At 45.0% G+C, this 21,021-nt stretch carries 17 protein-coding genes; 10 read left to right on the forward strand and 7 right to left on the reverse strand.

Features of this window, described 5'->3' with window-relative positions:
* Positions 1 to 302: 302 nt before the first annotated feature.
* From H2O73_RS03105 to H2O73_RS03125, 5 genes are all read left to right on the forward strand, one after another.
* Complete coding sequence (locus tag H2O73_RS03105) at positions 303 to 2,756, forward strand: glycogen/starch/alpha-glucan phosphorylase (protein WP_182106413.1); 2,454 nt, start codon at positions 303 to 305, stop codon at positions 2,754 to 2,756.
* Between the two features lie 82 nt (positions 2,757 to 2,838).
* Positions 2,839 to 5,022, forward strand: a complete 2,184-nt coding sequence (gene malQ / locus H2O73_RS03110) for a 4-alpha-glucanotransferase (RefSeq protein WP_182106415.1) — start codon at positions 2,839 to 2,841, stop codon at positions 5,020 to 5,022.
* Positions 5,023 to 5,297: 275 nt separating this feature from the next.
* Positions 5,298 to 7,475 carry a 1,4-alpha-glucan branching protein GlgB gene (gene glgB / locus H2O73_RS03115; RefSeq protein ID WP_182106417.1) on the forward strand — a complete coding sequence of 726 codons (2,178 nt, stop codon included), beginning with the start codon at positions 5,298 to 5,300 and terminating at the stop codon, positions 7,473 to 7,475.
* 115 nt (positions 7,476 to 7,590) lie between these two features.
* Positions 7,591 to 7,977, forward strand: coding sequence for an MAPEG family protein (locus H2O73_RS03120; RefSeq protein WP_182106418.1), 387 nt, complete (start codon positions 7,591 to 7,593; stop codon positions 7,975 to 7,977).
* Complete coding sequence (locus H2O73_RS03125; protein WP_438696032.1) at positions 7,971 to 8,516, forward strand: DNA mismatch repair protein; 546 nt, start codon at positions 7,971 to 7,973, stop codon at positions 8,514 to 8,516. The genes H2O73_RS03120 and H2O73_RS03125 overlap by 7 nt, the downstream gene beginning before the upstream one ends.
* Positions 8,517 to 8,614: 98 nt before the next feature.
* Here the strand turns inward: H2O73_RS03125 and H2O73_RS03130 are convergent, their stop codons facing one another.
* Together H2O73_RS03130 and H2O73_RS03135 are read right to left on the reverse strand one after the other, a co-directional pair.
* Complete coding sequence (locus H2O73_RS03130; RefSeq protein WP_182106420.1) at positions 8,615 to 9,904, reverse strand: ATP-grasp domain-containing protein; 1,290 nt, start codon at positions 9,902 to 9,904, stop codon at positions 8,615 to 8,617.
* A gap of 238 nt (positions 9,905 to 10,142) precedes the next feature.
* The gene (locus tag H2O73_RS03135) at positions 10,143 to 11,165 is read right to left on the reverse strand and encodes an acyltransferase (protein WP_182106422.1); all 1,023 of its coding nucleotides are present in this window, start codon (positions 11,163 to 11,165) and stop codon (positions 10,143 to 10,145) included.
* A 211-nt stretch (positions 11,166 to 11,376) separates the two neighbouring features.
* Here H2O73_RS03135 and H2O73_RS03140 point away from each other — a divergent pair, with 211 nt between their 5' ends.
* The 3 genes from H2O73_RS03140 to H2O73_RS03150 all read left to right on the forward strand — a co-directional run bounded on the left by H2O73_RS03140 (position 11,377) and on the right by H2O73_RS03150 (position 14,507).
* Positions 11,377 to 11,973, forward strand: coding sequence for a TetR/AcrR family transcriptional regulator (locus H2O73_RS03140; RefSeq protein ID WP_182106424.1), 597 nt, complete (start codon positions 11,377 to 11,379; stop codon positions 11,971 to 11,973).
* A gap of 171 nt (positions 11,974 to 12,144) precedes the next feature.
* On the forward strand, positions 12,145 to 13,005 hold the full coding sequence (locus tag H2O73_RS03145; protein ID WP_182106426.1) for an alpha/beta fold hydrolase: 861 nt from the start codon (positions 12,145 to 12,147) through the stop codon (positions 13,003 to 13,005).
* Positions 13,006 to 13,118: 113 nt separating this feature from the next.
* Positions 13,119 to 14,507, forward strand: coding sequence for an SLC13 family permease (locus tag H2O73_RS03150; protein WP_182106428.1), 1,389 nt, complete (start codon positions 13,119 to 13,121; stop codon positions 14,505 to 14,507).
* A gap of 94 nt (positions 14,508 to 14,601) precedes the next feature.
* Here the strand turns inward: H2O73_RS03150 and H2O73_RS03155 are convergent, their stop codons facing one another.
* Complete coding sequence (locus H2O73_RS03155; protein WP_220457444.1) at positions 14,602 to 15,114, reverse strand: N-acetyltransferase; 513 nt, start codon at positions 15,112 to 15,114, stop codon at positions 14,602 to 14,604.
* Between the two features lie 230 nt (positions 15,115 to 15,344).
* Between H2O73_RS03155 and H2O73_RS03160 the strand changes: the two genes are divergently transcribed.
* A complete protein-coding gene (locus tag H2O73_RS03160; RefSeq protein WP_220457445.1) occupies positions 15,345 to 15,617 on the forward strand; it encodes a nitrogenase-stabilizing/protective protein NifW in 273 nt (90 codons plus the stop codon).
* Between the two features lie 43 nt (positions 15,618 to 15,660).
* On the opposite strand, the gene H2O73_RS03165 is transcribed toward H2O73_RS03160, so the two are convergent.
* From H2O73_RS03165 to H2O73_RS03180, 4 genes are all read right to left on the reverse strand, one after another.
* Positions 15,661 to 16,008, reverse strand: coding sequence for a RidA family protein (locus H2O73_RS03165; protein ID WP_182106430.1), 348 nt, complete (start codon positions 16,006 to 16,008; stop codon positions 15,661 to 15,663).
* A 239-nt stretch (positions 16,009 to 16,247) separates the two neighbouring features.
* Entirely contained in the window at positions 16,248 to 17,174 is a 927-nt protein-coding gene (speB, locus tag H2O73_RS03170; protein WP_182106432.1) for an agmatinase, read from the reverse strand.
* On the reverse strand, positions 17,175 to 19,085 hold the full coding sequence (gene speA, locus H2O73_RS03175; RefSeq protein ID WP_368737143.1) for an arginine decarboxylase: 1,911 nt from the start codon (positions 19,083 to 19,085) through the stop codon (positions 17,175 to 17,177).
* A 328-nt stretch (positions 19,086 to 19,413) separates the two neighbouring features.
* Positions 19,414 to 19,770 (reverse strand): MaoP family protein, encoded by a 357-nt coding sequence (locus H2O73_RS03180; protein ID WP_182106436.1) that lies wholly within the window; start codon positions 19,768 to 19,770, stop codon positions 19,414 to 19,416.
* A gap of 248 nt (positions 19,771 to 20,018) precedes the next feature.
* Between H2O73_RS03180 and H2O73_RS03185 the strand changes: the two genes are divergently transcribed.
* A complete protein-coding gene (locus H2O73_RS03185; protein ID WP_182106438.1) occupies positions 20,019 to 20,900 on the forward strand; it encodes a LysR family transcriptional regulator in 882 nt (293 codons plus the stop codon).
* Positions 20,901 to 21,021: the final 121 nt, after the last annotated feature.

The raw sequence follows: 21,021 nt of genomic DNA on the forward strand, positions 1-21,021 counted from the left end.
TTCAATCTTCGTCTGCTCTCAGCCAGCAAAGTGTGATCTATTTTGCATAATTCAATTTATCACACGACAAGTTTGCTAGATATGTCGCCGAGATTGAGGTACGTCGTTGCGAGCTGATTGTGATCACTGTCGTTAAAGATGTACCTGAAAACCAAAGATAACTCGATCTGCGTCACGCATTTAGGGGGTAGGGGCAATCTACGCCTCTGTATCTCATCCTGTTAGAGGCTGAAGTAGGAGGATGCGTTGTTGCTGATGTCTTTGCACGATAGCCAATAGGGTAACTAGAAGAGATTTCATCGATGAAACCGACACAGCAAATTCAATTCGATAAAGCATCATTTCAAACCAGTGTTAAAAAGCACCTCAGCTCAACTTACGCCACCACGATAGAGAAAGCATCAAGCCGAGCTTGGTACTTGGCGATGGGGCGAGCATTAGCCGAATTAACGACTTTTGATCTATTGGAAACTGAACAAGATGAAAGGATCCGTAACGCCAAGAGTGTTAACTATTTATCTTTAGAGTTTTTGATTGGGCGCCTTACCGGTAATAACCTGATTAGTATTGGTCTGTATGAAGAAGTCACACAGGCAATGGGAGAGCTTGGTCAGAGCTTAACCGATCTACTTGAAGAAGAGCGAGACCCTTCACTCGGTAACGGTGGCTTAGGTCGACTGGCCGCGTGTTTTATGGATTCGCTGGCAGCGCAAGAGTTTCCTACTGTGGGCTACGGCTTGCACTATGAGTACGGGTTATTCAAGCAATCCTTTGAACAAGGGCATCAAAAAGAGGCGCCTGATGCATGGTGTGGTGTTGAAGGTTACCCATGGGAAATTGCCAGACCGGATCTCGCGCAAGAGATAGGTTTTTATGGGCATGTTGAAGTAGTCCAAGATAACGGTCGTGAGCTGCGTCGCTGGGTGCCAGGTATGGTTGTGAAAGCGATGCCTTGGGACATTCCAATCGTCGGTTATCAAAGTAATACCGTTTATCCTTTAAGACTTTGGGAATGCCAAGCCATCGCGCCTTTCTCATTGGAAAGCTTTAATAATGGTAACTATTTTGAAGCGCAGCACGCGCTGATTGATGCTGGTAACATCACCAAAGTTCTCTACCCAAATGATAACCATGAGAAAGGCAAAACACTGCGTCTGATGCAGCAGTATTTCCACAGTGCGGCCTCGGTGCGAGATATTTTGCGTCGCCATGAAGAGGCTGGACATACATTGGCATCGTTACCGAAGTACGAAACTATTCAACTTAACGACACGCACCCCACTATCGCTATTCCAGAGTTAATGCGCATTTTTGTTGATGAAAAAGGCATGGGTTGGGATGAAGCTTGGGTCATCTGTTCTAAGACGTTTGCCTATACCAATCACACCTTATTGCCTGAAGCGTTAGAAACGTGGAGTGAATCATTGATCCAGCGTTTGCTTCCTCGTCATATGGAAATCATTTATCAAATTAACCACCTGTTCTTAAAAGAAGTTCGTGCGAAATGGCCAGGTGATGTGTCTAAGCAGCGTAAGCTTTCCATCATTCAAGAAGGTTTCCACCGTATGGTGCGCATGGCGAACTTGTGTGTGGTTGGTTCATACGCGGTGAATGGTGTGGCAGCGCTGCACTCTGATTTGGTTAAGCGCGATTTGTTCCCAGAGTTCCATGAGTTATATCCAACTCGATTGCACAACGTCACCAATGGTGTGACACCTCGTCGCTGGTTGAAATTCTGTAATCCGGGTTTGAGCCAACTTATTACCGACAAAATTGGTAAGCAGTGGGCAGCCGATTTAGATCAACTCGAAGCGATTTCTCAGTTTGCGGATGATACGGAATTTCAGCAGCAGTTTATGGCGGTGAAAAAAGCCAATAAGCAACGTCTAGCCGATTGGGTACAAGACAATATGAATATCGAATTGGATACCAATGCGATATTTGACGTGCAAATTAAACGTCTGCATGAATATAAGCGTCAACACTTGAACATGTTGCACATCTTGTCGCTTTATCATCGTTTGCTCAATGACGCTGATTTTGACATGGTGCCAAGGGTGTTTATTTTTGCCGCTAAAGCTGCGCCGGGCTATCACTTAGCTAAAGAGATCATTTATGCGATCAACAAGATCGCTGAAAAGGTTAATAACGATCCCCGCATCAACAACAAACTCAAAGTCGTTTTCCTACCGGATTACCGCGTTAGTATGGCGGAGATCATCATTCCAGCGGCGGATGTGTCAGAGCAAATCTCAACCGCGGGTAAAGAAGCATCAGGCACGGGTAACATGAAAATGGCGCTCAATGGCGCACTGACCATAGGTACGATGGACGGCGCTAACGTTGAAATTCGTGAAGAAGTCGGAGATGAGAATATCTACATCTTTGGCTTAGAAGTGGATGAAGTTGAACGCTTACATGCGTCAGGTTACAACCCATACTTGTACTACAATGCCGACCCACTGCTAAAAGCCTCGCTTGAACTACTGGTGGGTGATGAGTTTACGCCGGGTGAAGTCGGTAAATTAAGATCGACATACGACAGCTTGCTAGACGGTGGTGACCCATATCTGGTGTTGGCTGATTTCGCCGCTTATGTGGAAGCGCATGAAGCGATTGACGCTCAGTATCGTGACCAACAAGGTTGGGCGAAGAAAGCCATTTTGAACACCGCGTTAGTGGGTAAGTTCAGTTCTGATCGAAGCATTCGAGATTACGTTAACAATATTTGGCAGCTAGAAAGCGTTAAGCGTTAATGTGAGCAGACCACTCATCCGGTGCTTGTCGCACTTGTTGGTGGTCTGAATCTACAACCGAGCCGAGTTTTCGGAGAGGGTTATGATAAATCAAACAGTATTAAAACAGGCTGCTGACGTTGCCAATATTGCTGATTCTTACATCAGCGCTTGGGGTGATGAAGCCAAGGTAGAGCAAGAGAGTATTCTGCATATACTCGCGTCATTAGGTTACAACACTGACAGTGATGAAGCGCTGCTGGCGAGTGCAGATAAGAAAGCGAAGCGTGATGTGCTTGCCCCAGTATTCGTATTGCGAGATGGTCAGCCAAATGAGATTGCATTGAATATTGGTGCGAGCATTCGAGAGAGTGATTTTAATTGGTCAATTCTTACCGAGCAGGGTGAGACAATCTCAGGATTAGTCACGGGAAACGTTGCGCGTGATGAGCGCCAAGAGGGTGGGGCTCTTGTGGTGGCACTGCCGAGTGATTTACCTTGGGGTTATCATCAATTATCGATTGAGAGAAAAAGGCGCAAAACACCGTATCGCGCTGGTTTGATTGTTACGCCGCAAACTTGCTTTAAGCAACCCGCGATGGAGCAGGGCAAGAAGATGTGGGGTCCAAGCATTCAGCTTTATACTCTTAAAAGTAGCCACAACTGGGGTATCGGAGATTTTGGTGATCTTAAGCAGCTGGTGGCGGAAATTGCTTCTCGCGGTGGTGACTTTGTTGGGCTTAACCCTATTCACTCATTGTTTCCAGCTAACCCAGAAGCGGCAAGCCCTTACAGCCCGTCTTCTCGTCGTTGGTTGAATATTCTATATATTGATGTGTGCTCTGTACCTGAGTTTGCTTTAAGCGCGGATGCGCAGCAAATAGTGGGTAGTGCTGAGTTTCAACAAAGGCTACAAAGTGCACGTGATGCCCATTGGGTTAACTACAGTGAAGTTGCCGCGCTTAAATTAAGTGTGCTACCGCTGTTGTTCCAAGAGTTTAAAGCCCGCCATTTGGATTGTGATAGTGAGCGCGCAAAGCAGTTTTTAGAATTTGTTGAGCAAGGTGGTGAAAGCTTGCTTCATCAGGCGGCTTTTGATGCATTGCATGCACAGTTGTATCAACAAGACTCATCCATGTGGGGTTGGCCGGTATTCCCTGAGGAGTACCGTAAGTTCAGTAACCAAGCGGTACAACAGTTTATAGCCAAGCAACGTGACCAAGTTCATCTGTATATGTATTTACAATGGATTGCTGATTGCCAAGTCAATGAAGCTCAAGTGCTTGCTGACAGTAAAGGTATGGCATTGGGTTTGTACCGAGATCTCGCCGTGGGCGTGGCGGACTCGGGTGCAGAAACCTGGGCTGACGAAGGCAATTTAGTACAAGATGTCAGTATTGGTGCACCGCCAGATATATTGGGTCCGCTTGGTCAAAACTGGGGGCTGCCACCACTTAACCCAGAAACACTACAAGCAACTGGTTATGACGCTTATATCAAGTTGTTGCGCGCCAACATGCAACATTGTGGCGCTTTGCGAATTGACCACGTTTTGGGTCTGCTGCGTTTGTGGTGGATTCCGAAAGGCGAGAACGCAACCCGTGGGGCATACGTTTACTACGCTGTCGATGAGATGCTGGCAATTTTGGCGTTAGAGTCACACCGTCATCAGTGCAGTGTGATCGGCGAGGATTTAGGTACCGTACCTGATGAAATCGTGGATAAATTGCGTGACGCTGGTGTTCACTCATACAAGGTATTCTTCTTCGAGACATCCAAGCAAGATGGTGGTTATTTGTCACCCGCGCACTACGCTAGCCAATCAATGGCAGCTTTATGTACCCATGATATGCCAACACTAAGAGGCTTCTGGCATTGCGATGATTTAAAAATGGGTAAAGAGCTGGGTTTGTACCCCAATGAAGAGCAATTGCTTGGTTTGTTTGATGATCGATTAAAGAGCAAACAAGGTATTTTGAACTCAGTGGCTTGGCATGGACTGCTTCCTGAAGGCGTTGGGCAAGATGCTTCATTGGTGCCTATGGATGCCTACCTAGCTGAAGCTTTGCAACTGCATGTTGCGGCTGGGTCATCCACCTTACTTAGTGTTCAGTTAGAAGATTGGTTAGAGATGGATCAACCGGTCAATATTCCGGGTACCGTCAATGAATACCCGAACTGGCGACGTAAGTTGTCTATGGATCTAGAGCATTTGTTTGGCTTAGATGCGGTGAATCGTATTGCCGACAGCTTGTCACAAATGAGGAGTAAAGCGTCATCGTGCTGAGTTTGCGCTACTGCACTTTGCCGTGAGCGCCATTCACGTTTGGTTTCGATTGCAGATTCATTACAACTAATGGATAGATAAGAAAAACTTTGATCTGTTCACTCACGAGCAGACTCAATTTAGATAGTATGTATATACTTGGGCATCGAAAGATGCTCAAGTGTATCAATATATTTTGACTCGCTGGACGGAATGACCATAGGCGAGTTTTTGCTTGTTAGTGTAGAGCTAGCGTTTGACTAGCAAGATGAAAGTTAGGTTAGGGAGAGAATAACTTGAACACCACTGTTGAAAAAAGAGCACAGGCTTATAACCAGCTTTCCGACGCTTCGTTTGCTGACCCATTTTCTTTCATTGGTCCTTATCTTGATCCTCAACACGGCTCATTAAGAGTGTGGATGCCGGGGGCGGATAAAGTTGAATTGTTGCTAGAGGGGGAATCGCCAATCCCTTTGACGCGTGAAGTTGAGGGCGGCTTTGTATTGGCTCAAAAGCGAGATTTACGCTATAGCCATTACCAGTTAGCCGTGGATTGGGCTGGGGTTGAGCAAACGATCGATGACCCATACCAATACCATACGATTTACGCGGAATACGATGATCTGCACACCCCTAAAAATATGTATCGTCATATGGGGGCGCAGTTCATTACCTTGGAGCGAGACGGAAAGTTAATTTCTGGCGTGCGCTTTCTCGTTTACGCACCACATGCTAGCGCTTGTAGCCTGATTGCTGATTTCAACCATTGGGACGGTCGACGTACGCCAATGCAGCGCTTAGATTACGGTATTTGGGGTATTTTCATTCCCAATTTAACCGAAGGTGTGCGTTACAAATTTGAGATGAAAGGCCCTAACGGTGAAAGCCTTGCGCACAAAGCCGATCCTTGGGGAAGCTTTGCCGAGCAACACCCATCCTTCTCATCGGTAACTTACGACCATGCTCGTTACCAATGGAAAGATTGCCAGTGGCAGCGACGAGCACTGAGCGATAAACGAAAACAAGCATTGTCCTTTTATGAATTGCACGCGGGCTCATGGCGACGAGATGAGCACGGACAATTTCTTAACTATCGTGACTTAGCTGAGCAACTGGTGCCTTATCTCGTTGATATGGGTTATACCCATGTTGAGTTGATGCCAGTTTCAGAGCACCCGTTTTATGGCTCATGGGGTTATCAACCTATCGGCTTATTTGCGCCAACCAGCCGTTTTGGTACGCCAGACGATTTTAAATATTTTGTTGATGTTTGCCACCAAGCTGGTATTGGTGTGGTCCTTGATTGGGTTCCGGCTCATTTCCCTTCGGATGACCATGGTCTTGCTAATTTTGATGGTACACCGTTATATCATGATCCTGATCCTCGCCGTGGTTGGCATCAAGATTGGAACTCTTACATCTATGATATGAGCCGCGAGCACGTGCGACGCTTCTTGGTATCGAATGCATTATATTGGTTTGATCTGTTCCATATAGATGGCATTCGCGTCGATGCGGTCGCTTCAATGCTCTACCTTGATTATTCACGTAGTCACGACCAATGGGTTCCAAATGTGGATGGCGGCAATGAAAATTACGATGCCATTGCGACGTTGAAGTGGATGAACGAAGAAGTGTACAAATACTTCCCTAATGCGATGACTATTGCGGAAGAATCCACGGCGTTTCCTGGTGTTTCAGCCCCGACTTATTTGGGCGGATTAGGTTTTGGCTTTAAATGGAATATGGGTTGGATGCATGACAGCCTGTCATACATAAAAGAAGATCCAGTTCATCGAAAATACCACCACGATACCATCACTTTCCCACTAATTTACGCCCACAGCGAAAACTATGTATTGTCACTGTCGCACGATGAAGTGGTGTACGGTAAAGGTTCCATTCACAACAAGATGCCGGGTGATGAGTGGCAGCAAACCGCGAATCTTAGAGCTTATTATGGCTATATGTATGGCCAGCCGGGCAAGAAGCTAAACTTTATGGGCGCTGAGTTGGGGCAAACCGCCGAATGGAACCATGACGATCAATTGCAATGGTTCTTACTGCAGTTTGAAAGGCATCAAGGTATTCAAAATCTCACTCGAGATTTGAATATGCTTTATCAGCAGCAACGAGCGCTGCATGAATTAGATTGTGATCCAAGCGGGTTTGAATGGCGCTTACAAGATGATGCTAATACCAGCATTTTAGCGCACGAGCGTATTAGCGAAGCGGGTGAGCGTATATTGGTCGTCAGCAATTTTACCCCTGTACCGCATAGCCATTTTCATCTTGGAGTTCCCCATGCTGGGCGTTATCAGCTGTTGCTGAACACCGATGCATCGAAATATGGTGGCAGTGAATTCAATGTGCTTGAGCACATAGATACGACGGCAACTGAGAGCCAAGGTTTAGCGCAGTCTTTAATGATGAGTCTACCGCCTCTGGCGACCTTATTTTACAAACTGAGTTAACGCCTCCCTTGTTATAGACAGAAGCTATTAACCTTAATGCCCCGCTTAACATAGTGGGGCATTTTTCTATTGCTTTCGCCATTTTCTCCTACACTGATGAAAAGGAGAAAAAACTATGATTACAGCACTTTATGCCTCTTTACTGGCACTGTTGATGATGTGGTTAGCCGTGCAAGTGATCAAGCAGCGGCACAAAAGCCGAGTTGCCTACGCCGATGGCGGGATTGATGAGCTTAAAATTGCCCGCAGCGCGCAAGGCAATGCGGCTGAATACATTCCTATCACTTTAATTCTATTAGCCCTGATAGAGCATAACGGCGCGAATGTTCTGTTGATTCATGGCTTAGGAATACTTTTCCTTGTCGGTCGAGTGATCCACGCCAAAGCTATACTCGCGGAAAATATAAAGGGGCGCGTAACTGGCATGAAACTCACGTTTGCGGTGATGTTTGCGCTGGTGGTACTTAACCTAATTTACCTACCGTTTGATAAGTTATGGTAGCGATGAAACGTTATTGGCCACCAGCATGGTTGCTGGTGTTAATTGGTTTAGTGCTCAATATATTGGCGATCTTGATGTCGAGTGTTGTTCTCGAAGATCTAGGCTCGAAAATGACGACTCTCAATGAGCGCAAACAAGACAACCTCTATTCGATTCAGTTGGCGTGGAATCGAGTCGAAACCCTAGAGCGAAAGAAGGAGTTCACGCTACTTTATTTGCAGCAGAACAATGTGCAAGATGAACGGCTGAAGGCATTAGATGTTGAGATAGGACAGCAATTAGCGGATTGGGTCGCAGCGCCTATTCCCGAGCTTGTTGCGGAAAACATAGCGCAGATTACCGGGTTGATTGAAAGCGCACAGCAAACACTGCGAAAACAGATAGACGACTTCTACTTGAACAACTTAACCATCAATGAGCAATTGGTTGGACTGAACGAAACCATTGCTTGGTACCGAAATATCAGCTTATTCTTACAAGTCTTTGGTTTGGCATTGATATTGGCGAGAGATTTAGAAGGTATACCAGTGGCTAAATGACTTACTGATAATGCAGCAAATAACTGAATTCCTATAATTGGGTCTAGGTAGTACAGCACCTGCATATTGAGGTGCTGTTATTATTAAGGGGAGTCAGTCTATTTCCAAGAAGTAGGATACTCAGGTAACTCTTGAGTTTTTTTATACGCTTTAGCGCGAATCTCTCGCTCTTTGGCAATCACTTCTTCTTTAGTACCAGAGATCCAGAATTGGATGAGCATAACACCAGCAGATGTCATATCACTCTCGGTCAGAACATCATTAGCTTGGCGAGTATGGCGAACGTAATCAATTTCACCCTGAGTATAGAGTTGTTCGATTAAGTCGTAGTCTAGAATATCTCCTGCGCGTCCAATTTCTTTTGCTGTCATAAGTACGATTAACGTGTATTTTCCAGCTTGACCGTTGCTCCATTTATTCCATGGCGTTTCATCGGTAATTGGCAAACCTGCAGCAAGTTTTAGATTATCGCCGAATAGGTTATTGCCAAACGAAAGCTCGTAATTGTAGTGATAGCTATGAGCTGCGCGAGGATTGATTTCAACAAACGCAATGTCACCATCAGGCATGATCCAGAACTCAATATTAAAGAACTGATTCACATACCCAAGCTCAACCAGACGACCCATATAGTCATCAACCCAGCTTCCGACTTGTTTTGCGACTTCAGGTCCAACTGAAATAGTGGGTGTGATATAGCCCAATGCTTGGTGATTATGGAAGTAAACTTCTTCGGTTAGGGCGTAGTGAACAACATTCCCTTCCCCATCAATATAGCCTTCATAGCAGTACTCAATCGCTTTAGTCATATCGACATAGTGTTCTGCAATGAAAGGAGGGATTATTTCAGGTAGATCGGCTTTATCAATACCATTCATAAAGTGAGAGTAATTGTCAGCAATGCCCTGTTGCAAGGCGGAATCTGCACGGTACTCATCAAGAATAGTAAATAGCTTCTCTTTACTATCAATTTTAAAAACGCCACGACCTAAAGATAGCGAGGTATTCTTTAACATGAATGGCCATTCTTTAATCTTGTCAGCAATTTCTTGGTTGGTTTCGGTAAGAGGATCAACCCAATCAAAATAGTTTGGGTTCGACTCTAACGTACGCATAAGGTACTTATTCATGCAGTAGAGAAATGCAAGACGCGAAGGCGCTTTCTGTCCTAGCCCTTCATTAATCAAAATATGACTGAATGCATCTTTTTGCGCAAACCCACCGACACTTTGAATATTTTCAGACTTACACTGCGCAATACTCTTTGCAATATCGCTTTCCCAGTTTTTTGGATCCAAAACAGTAATATCGGCAAATGACTTCATCTCCTCTAACGCATCTTTCATATATGGTTGTGGAGACAAAAAACCAAATTTAGGCTTATGCATAGTAATATCACCTCTATTTTCTGATTATAATTCGCGCAGCAATATACCATGCCGAAATAGAAATAATGGCTCGAGAAGCGAGTGTTATTGAGTATTTTGTAAAAATGAGATGATCGACGGAAGTAGCAAACCATGCACAGAGTCAAAACGCAGTTAATGGGTCATGCTTAGGGGCTTGATTCTTTGTAGAAAATAGCACCGCGGGAAGTTACCCCCCCGCGGTTAGAGTGGCTTGTTATTATCTAAACAGCCATCGGTTCAGTGGGGTTTTCTCGATGCCTTTGACAAGCAGTAGTGTGAGTAGGATGGTGCCTGATAATACTGCGGCATCTTTCGCAGGTCCTGTTAGTTGCAGTGCGCCAGTAACATTCATCATCACAATGATGATCGGCAGGTGTGCAACGTAGATTGGCAGTACCGATTTAGATAGGTTAGAAACCCATGGGGAGTTGCCAAGGTTTGGCTTTGCCAGTAGGAAAAGAAAGACACCGGTTCCCCAAAGCATCGTGCCGAACAGAAAGTCGTTGGAATTGAATGATTGCTCATACTCGACCAGCAAATAGGCTTCAGTAAAGTGTAGCGCCATACCAACTAACGCCATCAATGCGCCCTGCAATGCGGTTGCTTGAATATTCTTCTGGCGGATCATAAAGCCAATCGTAAACATCAAGGTACTGAAAAATGGTCCGTTGCGGGTAAAGAACGGTGTCCAAAGCTCAGTGATGTTTTGGTAGCTACCGGCTAACACGCCATAGACATACAGCACTATCGCGATTGGCAGCAGCAAGCGAACTTTATCTGCTTTGATCAGTACCGCGCTGATCAGCGCCGCAAACATTAATGCAGGAATAAACCATAAGTGTACTAAGCCGCCTTCAAGCATGGAATTAATCGGTGCTTGTGCTAAGTAACCCCAGTAGCCACTGCGTTCTACCAAGTAGCCTTCAGTCACTACGGTTTGCAAATTAAATGGCATTAGTAGGCAAATTACGCTCCAAACTAGGAACACGCGTATTAGTGGAGCGCAGTAGCTATTCAGTGTTTCCATTGGTGCGGCTGTTAACTTCGGTTGGATCAAATAACCGGAGATTAAGAAGAATAACGGCACGGCAAAACGGGTTGACTGGTTGAATATCAAACCGACCCATGGCGTATCTTGATAGAGAAAATAAGTGAGGAACATCTGGCAGTGCATTGCAACAACAACGAAAATTGCAATAAGACGCCCGAGTTCAATGCTGGTAATTTTTTGGGTTTGCATAACGACAACTTTAAATAATCAAATCGAGCCCAACCTAGCAGGAAAACGTTTAAATTCAATGGATATACGTCAATACACCAGGCAATTTTAAGCAAAATTTATTTATTTCGAGACGCAAATCAAGCTTGTAACTGGTCGGATCTTTGTCAAATTGATTGAAAAATAGAACGTTCGTGCTAAAACTTATGTAGTGTTCACTAATGGTAGTGCTATGAGTAAAGGGCGATTAACTCGTGAAGCCATATTAGCCACGGCATTTGAGCTTGCGAGTAAAAATGGTTTAGAGAGTTTGACGATAGGCGAATTGGCCAAGCAGTGCAGTATGTCTAAAAGTGGTCTGTTCGCTCATTTTAACTCTAAAGAGAACTTACAGCTGTCGGTGCTTGGACATGCTAATCATGTCTTTGCCGAGCGAGTGATAGAGCCCGCACGCAGTTTAGGTGATGAAAACATCATCGATAAATTCAAAGCTCTGTTGGACCACTGGTTGGGCTGGAATCATTCTTTCCAAGGTAGCTGCATGTTTTTAGATGCATGGAAAGAAACCAGCAGCAGTGAGCAAACCCTTATTCAGCAGCAGTTAAAAGCCACCATTTTAAAGTGGATTGATTACTTAACGATTCAATTACGTAAAGGGCGAGACAACCAACAATTCAGAGCCGATCTTGATTGTGAGCAAGCCGCTTTTGAACTTTATGGTCTTTACCTTAGTGCGCATCTGTTTTACTCACTACGTGGCGAACAGGCAAGTCAGGCGCATTTTTGGCAAGGAGTTGATCGCTTATTAGCGGATTGGACGACACCTTAATTTAATGGGTGAATGGCGACAATGTTATTCACTTTTTTTGCCAATTAAAAAGCACGGTCGTTCGTTTTTAGGGACCTTTATTTAGCGTCGCCATCGAACAGGCTGAGAAACAGACATAACCAATATGCAATCCGAGTTAAACAGGATATGTGTACCCTAAGGACAGGTACTATGAGTGAGAAGATTTATTTTAACACCTCGAACAAGTTCAGTTTTAAACGCAGCTTGATCAATATTTCTACCCGATTGCACCACACCATCGCACCTAAGCATGCTGAGAAGACCGCACGCAGTTTGCTGCTAACGCCAGTACGAACTCAGCCCAAAAACAGTCAGCCTCACGAGGTTATCAAAGGGAGTGTGGCATCAAAAGAGGGTAACTTAACCACTTATTCATTAGGTGCTGGTCCTGTATGGGTATTGACGCATGGTTGGTCAGGTACTGCGAGCCAATATTTTCCTTTGATGGAGCACATTGCGAGTCGAGGGTACACCGCTTTGGCTTATGACCACCCAGGGCACGGAGAGAGTGAAGGGGTTTATGGTCATATTCCGGCATTCGTGGCTGGCTTGGAAGCGATATTAGATAGTGTCGATGACGTCGCGGGTTTAGTGGGGCACAGTATGGGCACAGCTTCTGCTATTGAGTGCCACCATGCCAAACTAGCAGACAAACCGCTATTGCTGATTGCACCAGTATTGGATTACCTAGATAACCTATTTAGTAGCGTTGCTCGCTCAGGGTATTCAATGCGTTTGTTCAATGCTGTTGTCAAAGAGTTAGAAGATCACTATCGATACCCTATTCAATCGGTTGATCCCTACAATAAGTTGAAACTTCGTCAATCGCCAACCATCATTGTTCACGATGAAGCCGATAAATTTACTAAGTATTCGGTTTCACAAAGGGCGGCACAAGAGATGGAAAATGTGACGCTGGTTACAACTCATGGGCAAGGTCATGGGCGCGTTATGAAGTGCGATCAAGTGATGGATAGTTTTGATAAGTTAATAGATAAATCAAATTCTTAACATCTATAACCATTATTTTGAAGTGGTTAACAAATTCGCAAAACAAAATATTTCCTTAGAGGGTTATGTGGGATCATTTGCTATGCCTAAAGGCCCTCATAAGGAAAATAACAATGAATAGAAATGATAGTGTCCCCTTGCCCAACAATACCCGGGAGTGGTTAATCAACCGAAACAGCCTAATAATCCTCGCAGACGTTGCGTTGTTTATAACTCTCTACTTTACCCTACCTTTTGATCCTCAAGTGGTGCTGGGGATCAGCATGCTGGTTTTTGTTGCCATTCTTTGGCTTACCGAGGCTTTGCATGTCACGGTGACGGCTATCCTCGTACCCATTATGGCGGTGTTGTTTGGTGTGTTTAATACTCAAACAGCATTGAACAATTTCGCCAACTCAATAATTTTCTTATTCCTTGGTGGGTTTGCCTTAGCGGCAGCAATGCATCGACAAGGGCTTGATAAAGTTATCGCAGACAAAGTGTTGATCATTGCCAAAGGCAAAATGAGTGTAGCGGTATTCATGCTGTTTGGTGTGACGGCAATGCTCTCAATGTGGATCAGTAACACAGCTACCACGGCAATGATGTTGCCTTTGGTCTTAGGTGTTCTGAGTAAAGTAAATGAAGAAAGTGGCCATAAAACGTATGTATTTGTGCTACTGGGTATTGCTTACAGTGCCAGCCTTGGCGGTATTGCGACTATCGTTGGTAGCCCGCCAAACGCGATTGCTGCTGCTGAAGTGGGGCTCACTTTTACTGAATGGATGAGTTTTGGTTTGCCGACTGCGGCGATTCTATTGCCTTTAGCCATTGTGGTGTTATACGCCGTATTGAAACCCGATCTTCAAGGTGAGTTCGAACTTAACCATGAACCTGTTCAATGGGATAAAGGTAAAGTCGTTACATTGGCTATTTTTGCGGCGACAGTGTTCTTCTGGATTTTCAGTAAGCCAATTAATGCCATGCTGGGCGGTTACGCTAAGTTTGATACCATTGTTGCACTTGCGGCGATTGTCGCGGTTAACTTTGCTCGAGTCGTACACTGGAAAGACATTGAGAAAACGGCTGACTGGGGCGTATTGCTATTGTTTGGTGGCGGTATCTGTTTGAGTAATGTGCTCAAAGCGACGGGGACGAGTGTCTTCCTCGCGAATGGATTGAGTGATTTAATTGCTCACCTTGGCATTTTCTTTATCATCGCAGTGATTGCTGTATTTGTGGTGTTCTTAACGGAATTTGCCAGTAATACCGCCAGTGCCGCGCTACTGATACCCGTCTTTGCGACCGTGGCAGAAGCCTTTGGCATGTCGCCAGTAATTTTATCTGTGCTGATTGCCGTGGCTGCGTCGTGTGCCTTTATGCTTCCCGTAGCAACCCCGCCGAACGCAATAGTGTTTGGCTCAGGGCATGTGAAACAAAGCGAAATGATGCGTGTCGGCTTGGTGCTTAACGTTGTCTGTATTGGTGCGCTGACGATGATCGCAATGGTGTTGTGGGCATAGTTCCAACGCCACTAAGTTAGCCATCTGAAAACGCCCAGTTCATGTATTGAGAACTGGGCGTTTTGCTATCTGACCACTCGAGAAATGACCTTACTTAAGCGCTCGCTTGCCAAGCCATGACAATTTCATCGTGCTGGGTGTGTTCACAAACCCTACGTTCGATCTCTTGAAAACCTTGTTTTAGGTAAAACTGATGGGCGCGCTGATTTTCTGCGTATACCGCGAGTTGTAATGGGTTATGTAGTTGTTTCAGGCTGTCGAGTAATTGCTGACCAATACCTTGAGATTGTGCGTTTGGCGATACAAACAATGCAGGAATAAAGCCTTGGTAATAGGCAATAAAGCCTAAGATACAATCACCTTGCTCGTAGACCCAAGTGTTACTGTTGGGCAAGTAGATGTCATGCATCGCTTGTTTTTGGCTATACCAAAACTCTTGAGGGATAAAGTCGTGGGCGAGCACTGAAGTGCAATACCAAAGTTCGACAACTTGGTTAAGATCCTCTGCGCGTAATGGACGAATCATAATGTTCTGTTTACCTCGATAATTCGATAAGGCAGGGTTCGCTGAATTCCAAGTGCTCACACGCCTGCCAAATAATGACATGGGTGAAAGCACCTATTGCTCAAGTGAACTCGGGTTTACTCGTTCGTGTTAGAATGGTTACACGCGTTCACTTGGCGACTCCTTGGACTCTCAAGTGAGGTGAATATACAAGCAATGGCATGGTGGGGCAATGCCTACCGCTATGGATGGCGTTGATTGACGCGCAAAGTGAGGGATGGCGATAAGAGTGTGGTATCTTTAGTGGATACACGACTCAGAAGAACCTAATAATGAGTAGCGATATTCAAAGCACGATTGCCAGCTTCACATCGATAGAACAAGCTTTGGACTATTTTGAGATTGGCTACGATAGCCAATTTATTAATCAGTACCGAATAGAGTTGGTGAAGCGTTTTAATGGCTATCTAATTTTAGAAAAGCCTCAAGACTGGTTTGCTGCGCGCCGCGCATTAAAAAATGCTTACTGCAAAATTCAGCGTTCGCGTTTAGATAAGACGACTCGACAAGCGTGTCGTGGCTGTACGACGTGTCAAAGAAGATAGGTGTGGCAATAGCCTAAGCTAGAGCCACAAACCGAATTGGTATTTACTTCTCAGCGGCAATCACTGAAATCTCAACCAACAATTCTTCACGCGCCATACTTGCTTCAACACAAGCGCGCGCTGGTGCGTGACCTTCAGGAACCCATGCATCCCAAACCGCGTTCATTTCAGCAAAGTCTTTCATGTCTTTGATGTAGATGGTTGCTGACAGCATATGCTCACGTGAGCTACCTGCTTGCTCAAGCAGAGTGTCAACCTTGTCTAGCATGGTTTGAGTTTGTTCAGTAATACCGGTGTTCGCATCAGCAGCAACTTGACCACATAAGTAGATAGTACCGTTGTGTTTTACGATACGGCTCATACGTTGTTTGGTTTCTTGACGTTCAATCATTGTTAACTCTACTTCTTGATGGAGGTTATTCAGGCGGTAGGTTAATGAAATCCAAAATCTAATTCGAGTAGCTTATAGCGAAGAGGTGATCTCAACGTTGATATTGAAATTCCGACGTTGAATCAGATTGACATGTTTACGACAAAATGCGCACACAAGCCGGAGTGATGTTGGATAGAAATAAAAAAGCCCGTCATCGAGAGCGGCTCAATGACGGGCTAAATTTTGTGCGAATTTGTTTATTCAGCAGACTTTTTAGATGCCCAAACGTACAGCAGTTCGAGTGCAACAGTGGCACCGGCAAGCGCTGTCATATCAGCATGGTCATAAGCGGGAGACACTTCAACCACATCCATACCCACCACATTCATACCTGCAAAACCGCGTAGGATTTTAAGTACTTTGTCTGAGTTCAAACCACCACAGACTGGTGTGCCAGTGCCTGGTGCGAAAGCGGGGTCTAAACAATCAATATCAAACGTTACGTAAACCGGTTTATCACCGACAATGCTGCGCACTTTTTCAACAATATCGTTTGCCGACATGTCGTTTGCTTCCATCGCATTGATAACGTTAAAACCGTGATCTTGCTGCTCATATTCGGTACGAATACCGATTTGCACGGAATGCTTAGGCGAGATCAGACCTTCTTTTGGCGCATGGTAGAACATGGTGCCATGGTCGTACGCACTGCCATTTGCATAAGTATCCGTGTGTGCGTCAAAGTGAATCAACGCCATTTCACCGTGATGCTTAGCGTAAGCTCGTAGGATTGGCAGTGTGATGAAGTGATCACCACCTAGTGCCATCAGTGTTTTGCCATTTTTTAGTATTTCACCCGCCGCTTTTTCTAAACGGTAAGTAAAATCTTCTGCGTCACCACAGTCAAAGACGAGATCGCCAGCATCGATTACTTTAGCTCGGTCGAATACGTTGAAATCCCATGGGAATTTTTTTCCTTCCCATGCAAGGTTCACAGACGCACGACGAATTGCATCCGGTCCCATACGCGCACCAGGACGACCAGAAGTGGCCATATCTAGCGGCACACCCAGCACAACCACATCTGCATCACTGCCGATTGGGTTGCGTAGGTAAGGACGACGCATAAAACTCATCGAGTTCGAGTAAAGTGAATAATCAGTTTTGTTAAACAAATCATTCATTCAAAAATCCTCTAAGTAGGTGTACCCACACAGACCTTGTTCCAGTTCTTGCAGTACCTGTTGTTGTTCTTTTTGGTCAACCCGTTTGTTGACGAGCTCGCGATAATGCTCTCGAATGTTGTCTACGTCAATGTGTACGTAACGTAGCATGTCTTCAACAGAGTCGCCTTCATCGATTCGCTCAATAATGGCTTCACCTTGCTCGTTCACTGTTACTACAGCGCTGTGGGTGTCGCCAAACAGGTTGTGCATGTCACCAAGAATCTCTTGATAAGCGCCGACTAAGAAGAAGCCCATTAAGTATGGCTTGTCAGTGCTCCAAGCTGGAACAGGCAGCGTTGTTTCAATACCTTGACCTTCAACATACTGCTCAATGGCACCATCAGAGTCACAAGTGATATCAAGCATCACCGCGCGGCGATCTTCCAACTCGTCCAAGCCAGATAGAGGCAGAACAGGGAAAACTTGGTCAATACCCCATGCGTCAGGTAGTGACTGGAACAGTGAGAAGTTTACAAAGAACTTATCCGCTAAACGTTCGTTTAGCTCATCCAAAATTGGGCGGTGGAAACGGTTCTTGTTGCTCATTGCTCGGCTTAAGTCAAAGTAGATGCGTAGAGACATCTGCTCAGCCCATGCACGTTGCTGTAGGTTCAATACGCCGGTGGCAAACTGTGAGTGCACTTCAGCAAGGTCAGCTTGCGTATCGTTGTAGATTTCAATCAGTGCGCGAGCGTCGCTGCCATCAAGCAAGTTTTGCCAGTTGCGCCACATATTTTGCAATAGCGTTGGAGCATCGCTCTCTAGAGTCTCAATATTCTCTGGCTGATATGTCTCTGTACCGATAACGTTAGTGATCAGCATGGCATGGTGCGCGGTTAATGAGCGACCTGATTCAGAGATAATAACAGGCATTGGTTGACCGTACGCTTGGCAAACGTCACCAACGGTACTCACGATATTGCGTGCATACTCAATCAAGCCATAGTTCATTGAGTTCGACGATTGGCTACGCGTACCGTCGTAATCCACGGCAAGACCACCGCCAATATCGAAGAAGTCGATTTTGGCGCCCATCTCACGCAGTTCGCAGTAGAAGCGCGCAGATTCATTGACACCATTTCGGATATCGCGAATGTTGGCCATTTGGGAACCAAGATGGAAATGCACCAACTGCATCGCATCAAGTTGGTCTTCTTTCTTGAGGCGATCGATCACTGTGAGCACTTGTGATGCGGATAAACCGAACTTCGATTTTTCACCGCCACTGGCTTGCCATTTTCCGGCACCTTGTGAGGCAAGGCGAATACGAAGACCTAAACGGGGTTTCACGCCAAGGCTTTTCGCTTCTTTTAATACCAGATCAAGCTCAGACAGTTTTTCGAGAACGATGAAGACTTTATGACCAAGCTTTTCACCGATCAGTGCAAGACGGATGTATTCACGGTCTTTGTATCCGTTACAGACGATCACTGAACTCGCTTTTTGGGCCAGACCAAGTACCGCGAGTAGCTCGGGCTTACTGCCGGCTTCCAGGCCTAACTGCTTGGTTTCAAGGCTTGCTTGGCTGGCGAGGATCTCATCAACGACTTCTTTTTGCTGGTTTACTTTGATTGGATAAACCAACAAATATTTGTTCGGGTATTGGTACTCATCGATGGCTTGATTAAACGCATCACAAATTCCGTGCACACGTTGGTGCAGTATTTGAGGAAAGCGAACAAGCACAGGCAGGTTCAACTGCTTTTGTTCGAGTTGAGCAACAATGTTACTTAAAGGGATTTGGTGCGCTTTGTCATGGGTAGGGGATACATACACTTCACCTTGGTCATCGATGCCATAGAAACCTTGGCTCCAGTAGTGAACGTTGTAATCCGCGCGCACGCGGTCTAATTTGGATGTTTTTTCCACATCTATTCTCACGAAAATAGAGAGAAGAAAATGAATCAGATTGAGCTGATATCACACCTGACACGGGAACGTGTCCGCGCGCATTAACGGACAAATAGCACACAGAGTAAAACAAATAAATTTTGTTGTTTCGATTATGTTTTGTTGTTCAAAAAACAATCAAAATCAGAAGGGTTTTTGGGGCATTAAATCAGCCCTTTCTAAGACTAGGACGGAAAGGCTGTTGAACAAAAAAGAGGTTTGAGTGACGGCTTGAACGGGTAGGTAATTTATTGATAGAAGTAGCAAAAACAAAAACGCCCCCAAAGAGTAGGGGGCGTTTTAATGATTAGTCTTCTTCAACTAAGCTAGAATCATCAACGTAATCATCAGTTGCTTCCGGCTTGTTTCGACCGTTTAAGGTATGAAAACGTTTACGACCACGAGCTAACTGGACGTACTTTAGCCAAACGCGTTCTAGCTTGGTTTTTGCTTTACCTGGGTTCTCAATTACTTTGACGAAATGCTTCTCTTCAGCATTCTGCGGAGATAGTTCGCCATTCTCTAGACCAAGCATAGTGTCGCCGAAAATGGTTAGGATCTCTTCTTCTGCAAGAGTAAAGTCACCAGATTTAGCAAAACCACGTGGGAATTTAGTGTTGTCGTAAAAGCGTTTTTTGCCATGACGGAATTCAGTGTCAGACATTTCGATTAACCTCAAATGGTATGTTTTGGACGAAGACCAGTGCTATTGAGCCGCTAAATGCCAGTTCGCCCTAATCAGCATTGGTATATGGCGAAAATTAGGCGTAAAGTTGGAAAAAGAAAAACAAATTATTTCTATCGTTGCCATTAAATTATATTGTTAAATCCATGTAACACTTTGCGCATTCTCCCTTTATTTGTGGTGGATTTCCCTGTTAATCTTGCAGCGCTATTTTCTGAGGTATAACAATGGACGTAAAAGTCTTTAGAACGTTTTTAGAGTTGGCAAAAGTGCGCCATTTCGGTCGCGCTGCTGAAAATCTATATATAACCCAAGCTGCGGTAAGTGCACGAATCAAACAATTAGAAAGTCATTTTGACACTCAGCTATTTATTCGTGACCGTAACAACATAAAACTCACTTCGGCTGGAGAGAGATTAGTTAGTTATGCCGAAGTCATGGTGACGACATTGCAGCAAGCAAAGCTTGAGCTCTCTCTTGAGAGCGGCAAAAAACTACAACTGACAATGGGTGGTACCCCTAACGTATGGGACGCATACCTACAAAACTGCTTGATTGCGACCACTGAAGCCTTTGATGGTTATGGTTTTATTGCTGAAGTGATGGGCAGAGAAGCGTTAATACGTAGTTTGCAAGAACGTACGCTAGACATGTCGTTTGCTTTTGATCAGATTAAAGCGGATGAGCTTAACTGCAAAAAAGTGGCGGATGTAGTGCTGATGCTGGTATCGACAGAATTGCATTCTGTTGAGGATGTCTTTGCCGACAAGTACGTCTACGTAGATTGGGGGACGAAGTTTGTTTCTGAGCATGCTGAACGTCATGCAAAAATCCCGGCACCTTACTTAAGAACGTCTACTGCGCGCATCGCGCTCGACTTTATTCTTGAGAAAGGCGGCAGTGCGTACTTACCAGCTTCATTGGTGGAACCATTCTTAGCGTCTGGTCAGCTACACAAAGTCGCTGGCGTAGAAGATTGGTGTCGTCCTATCTACTTGAGTTATCGCAAAGCGAGCAGCGCGGTAGATGCTATTAAACAAGTTGAAGAACTGGTAAAAAGTATCGACCCTGTAACGGCGTATAGCATTAAGCAAGCTGCAGAAGCGTAATCGAAACCGATACAAACTTAATACAAATAAACCATCTCTAGTATTTGAGGTGGTTTTTTTATGCCTTCTTTATTTTACTGCGTGGTCTTTGAAACCATGGCTGATGAATAAAAAAACGGAA

This window comes from Vibrio marinisediminis, assembly GCF_014050145.1.
In the GTDB taxonomy this organism is placed as follows: Bacteria; Pseudomonadota; Gammaproteobacteria; order Enterobacterales; family Vibrionaceae; genus Vibrio; species Vibrio marinisediminis.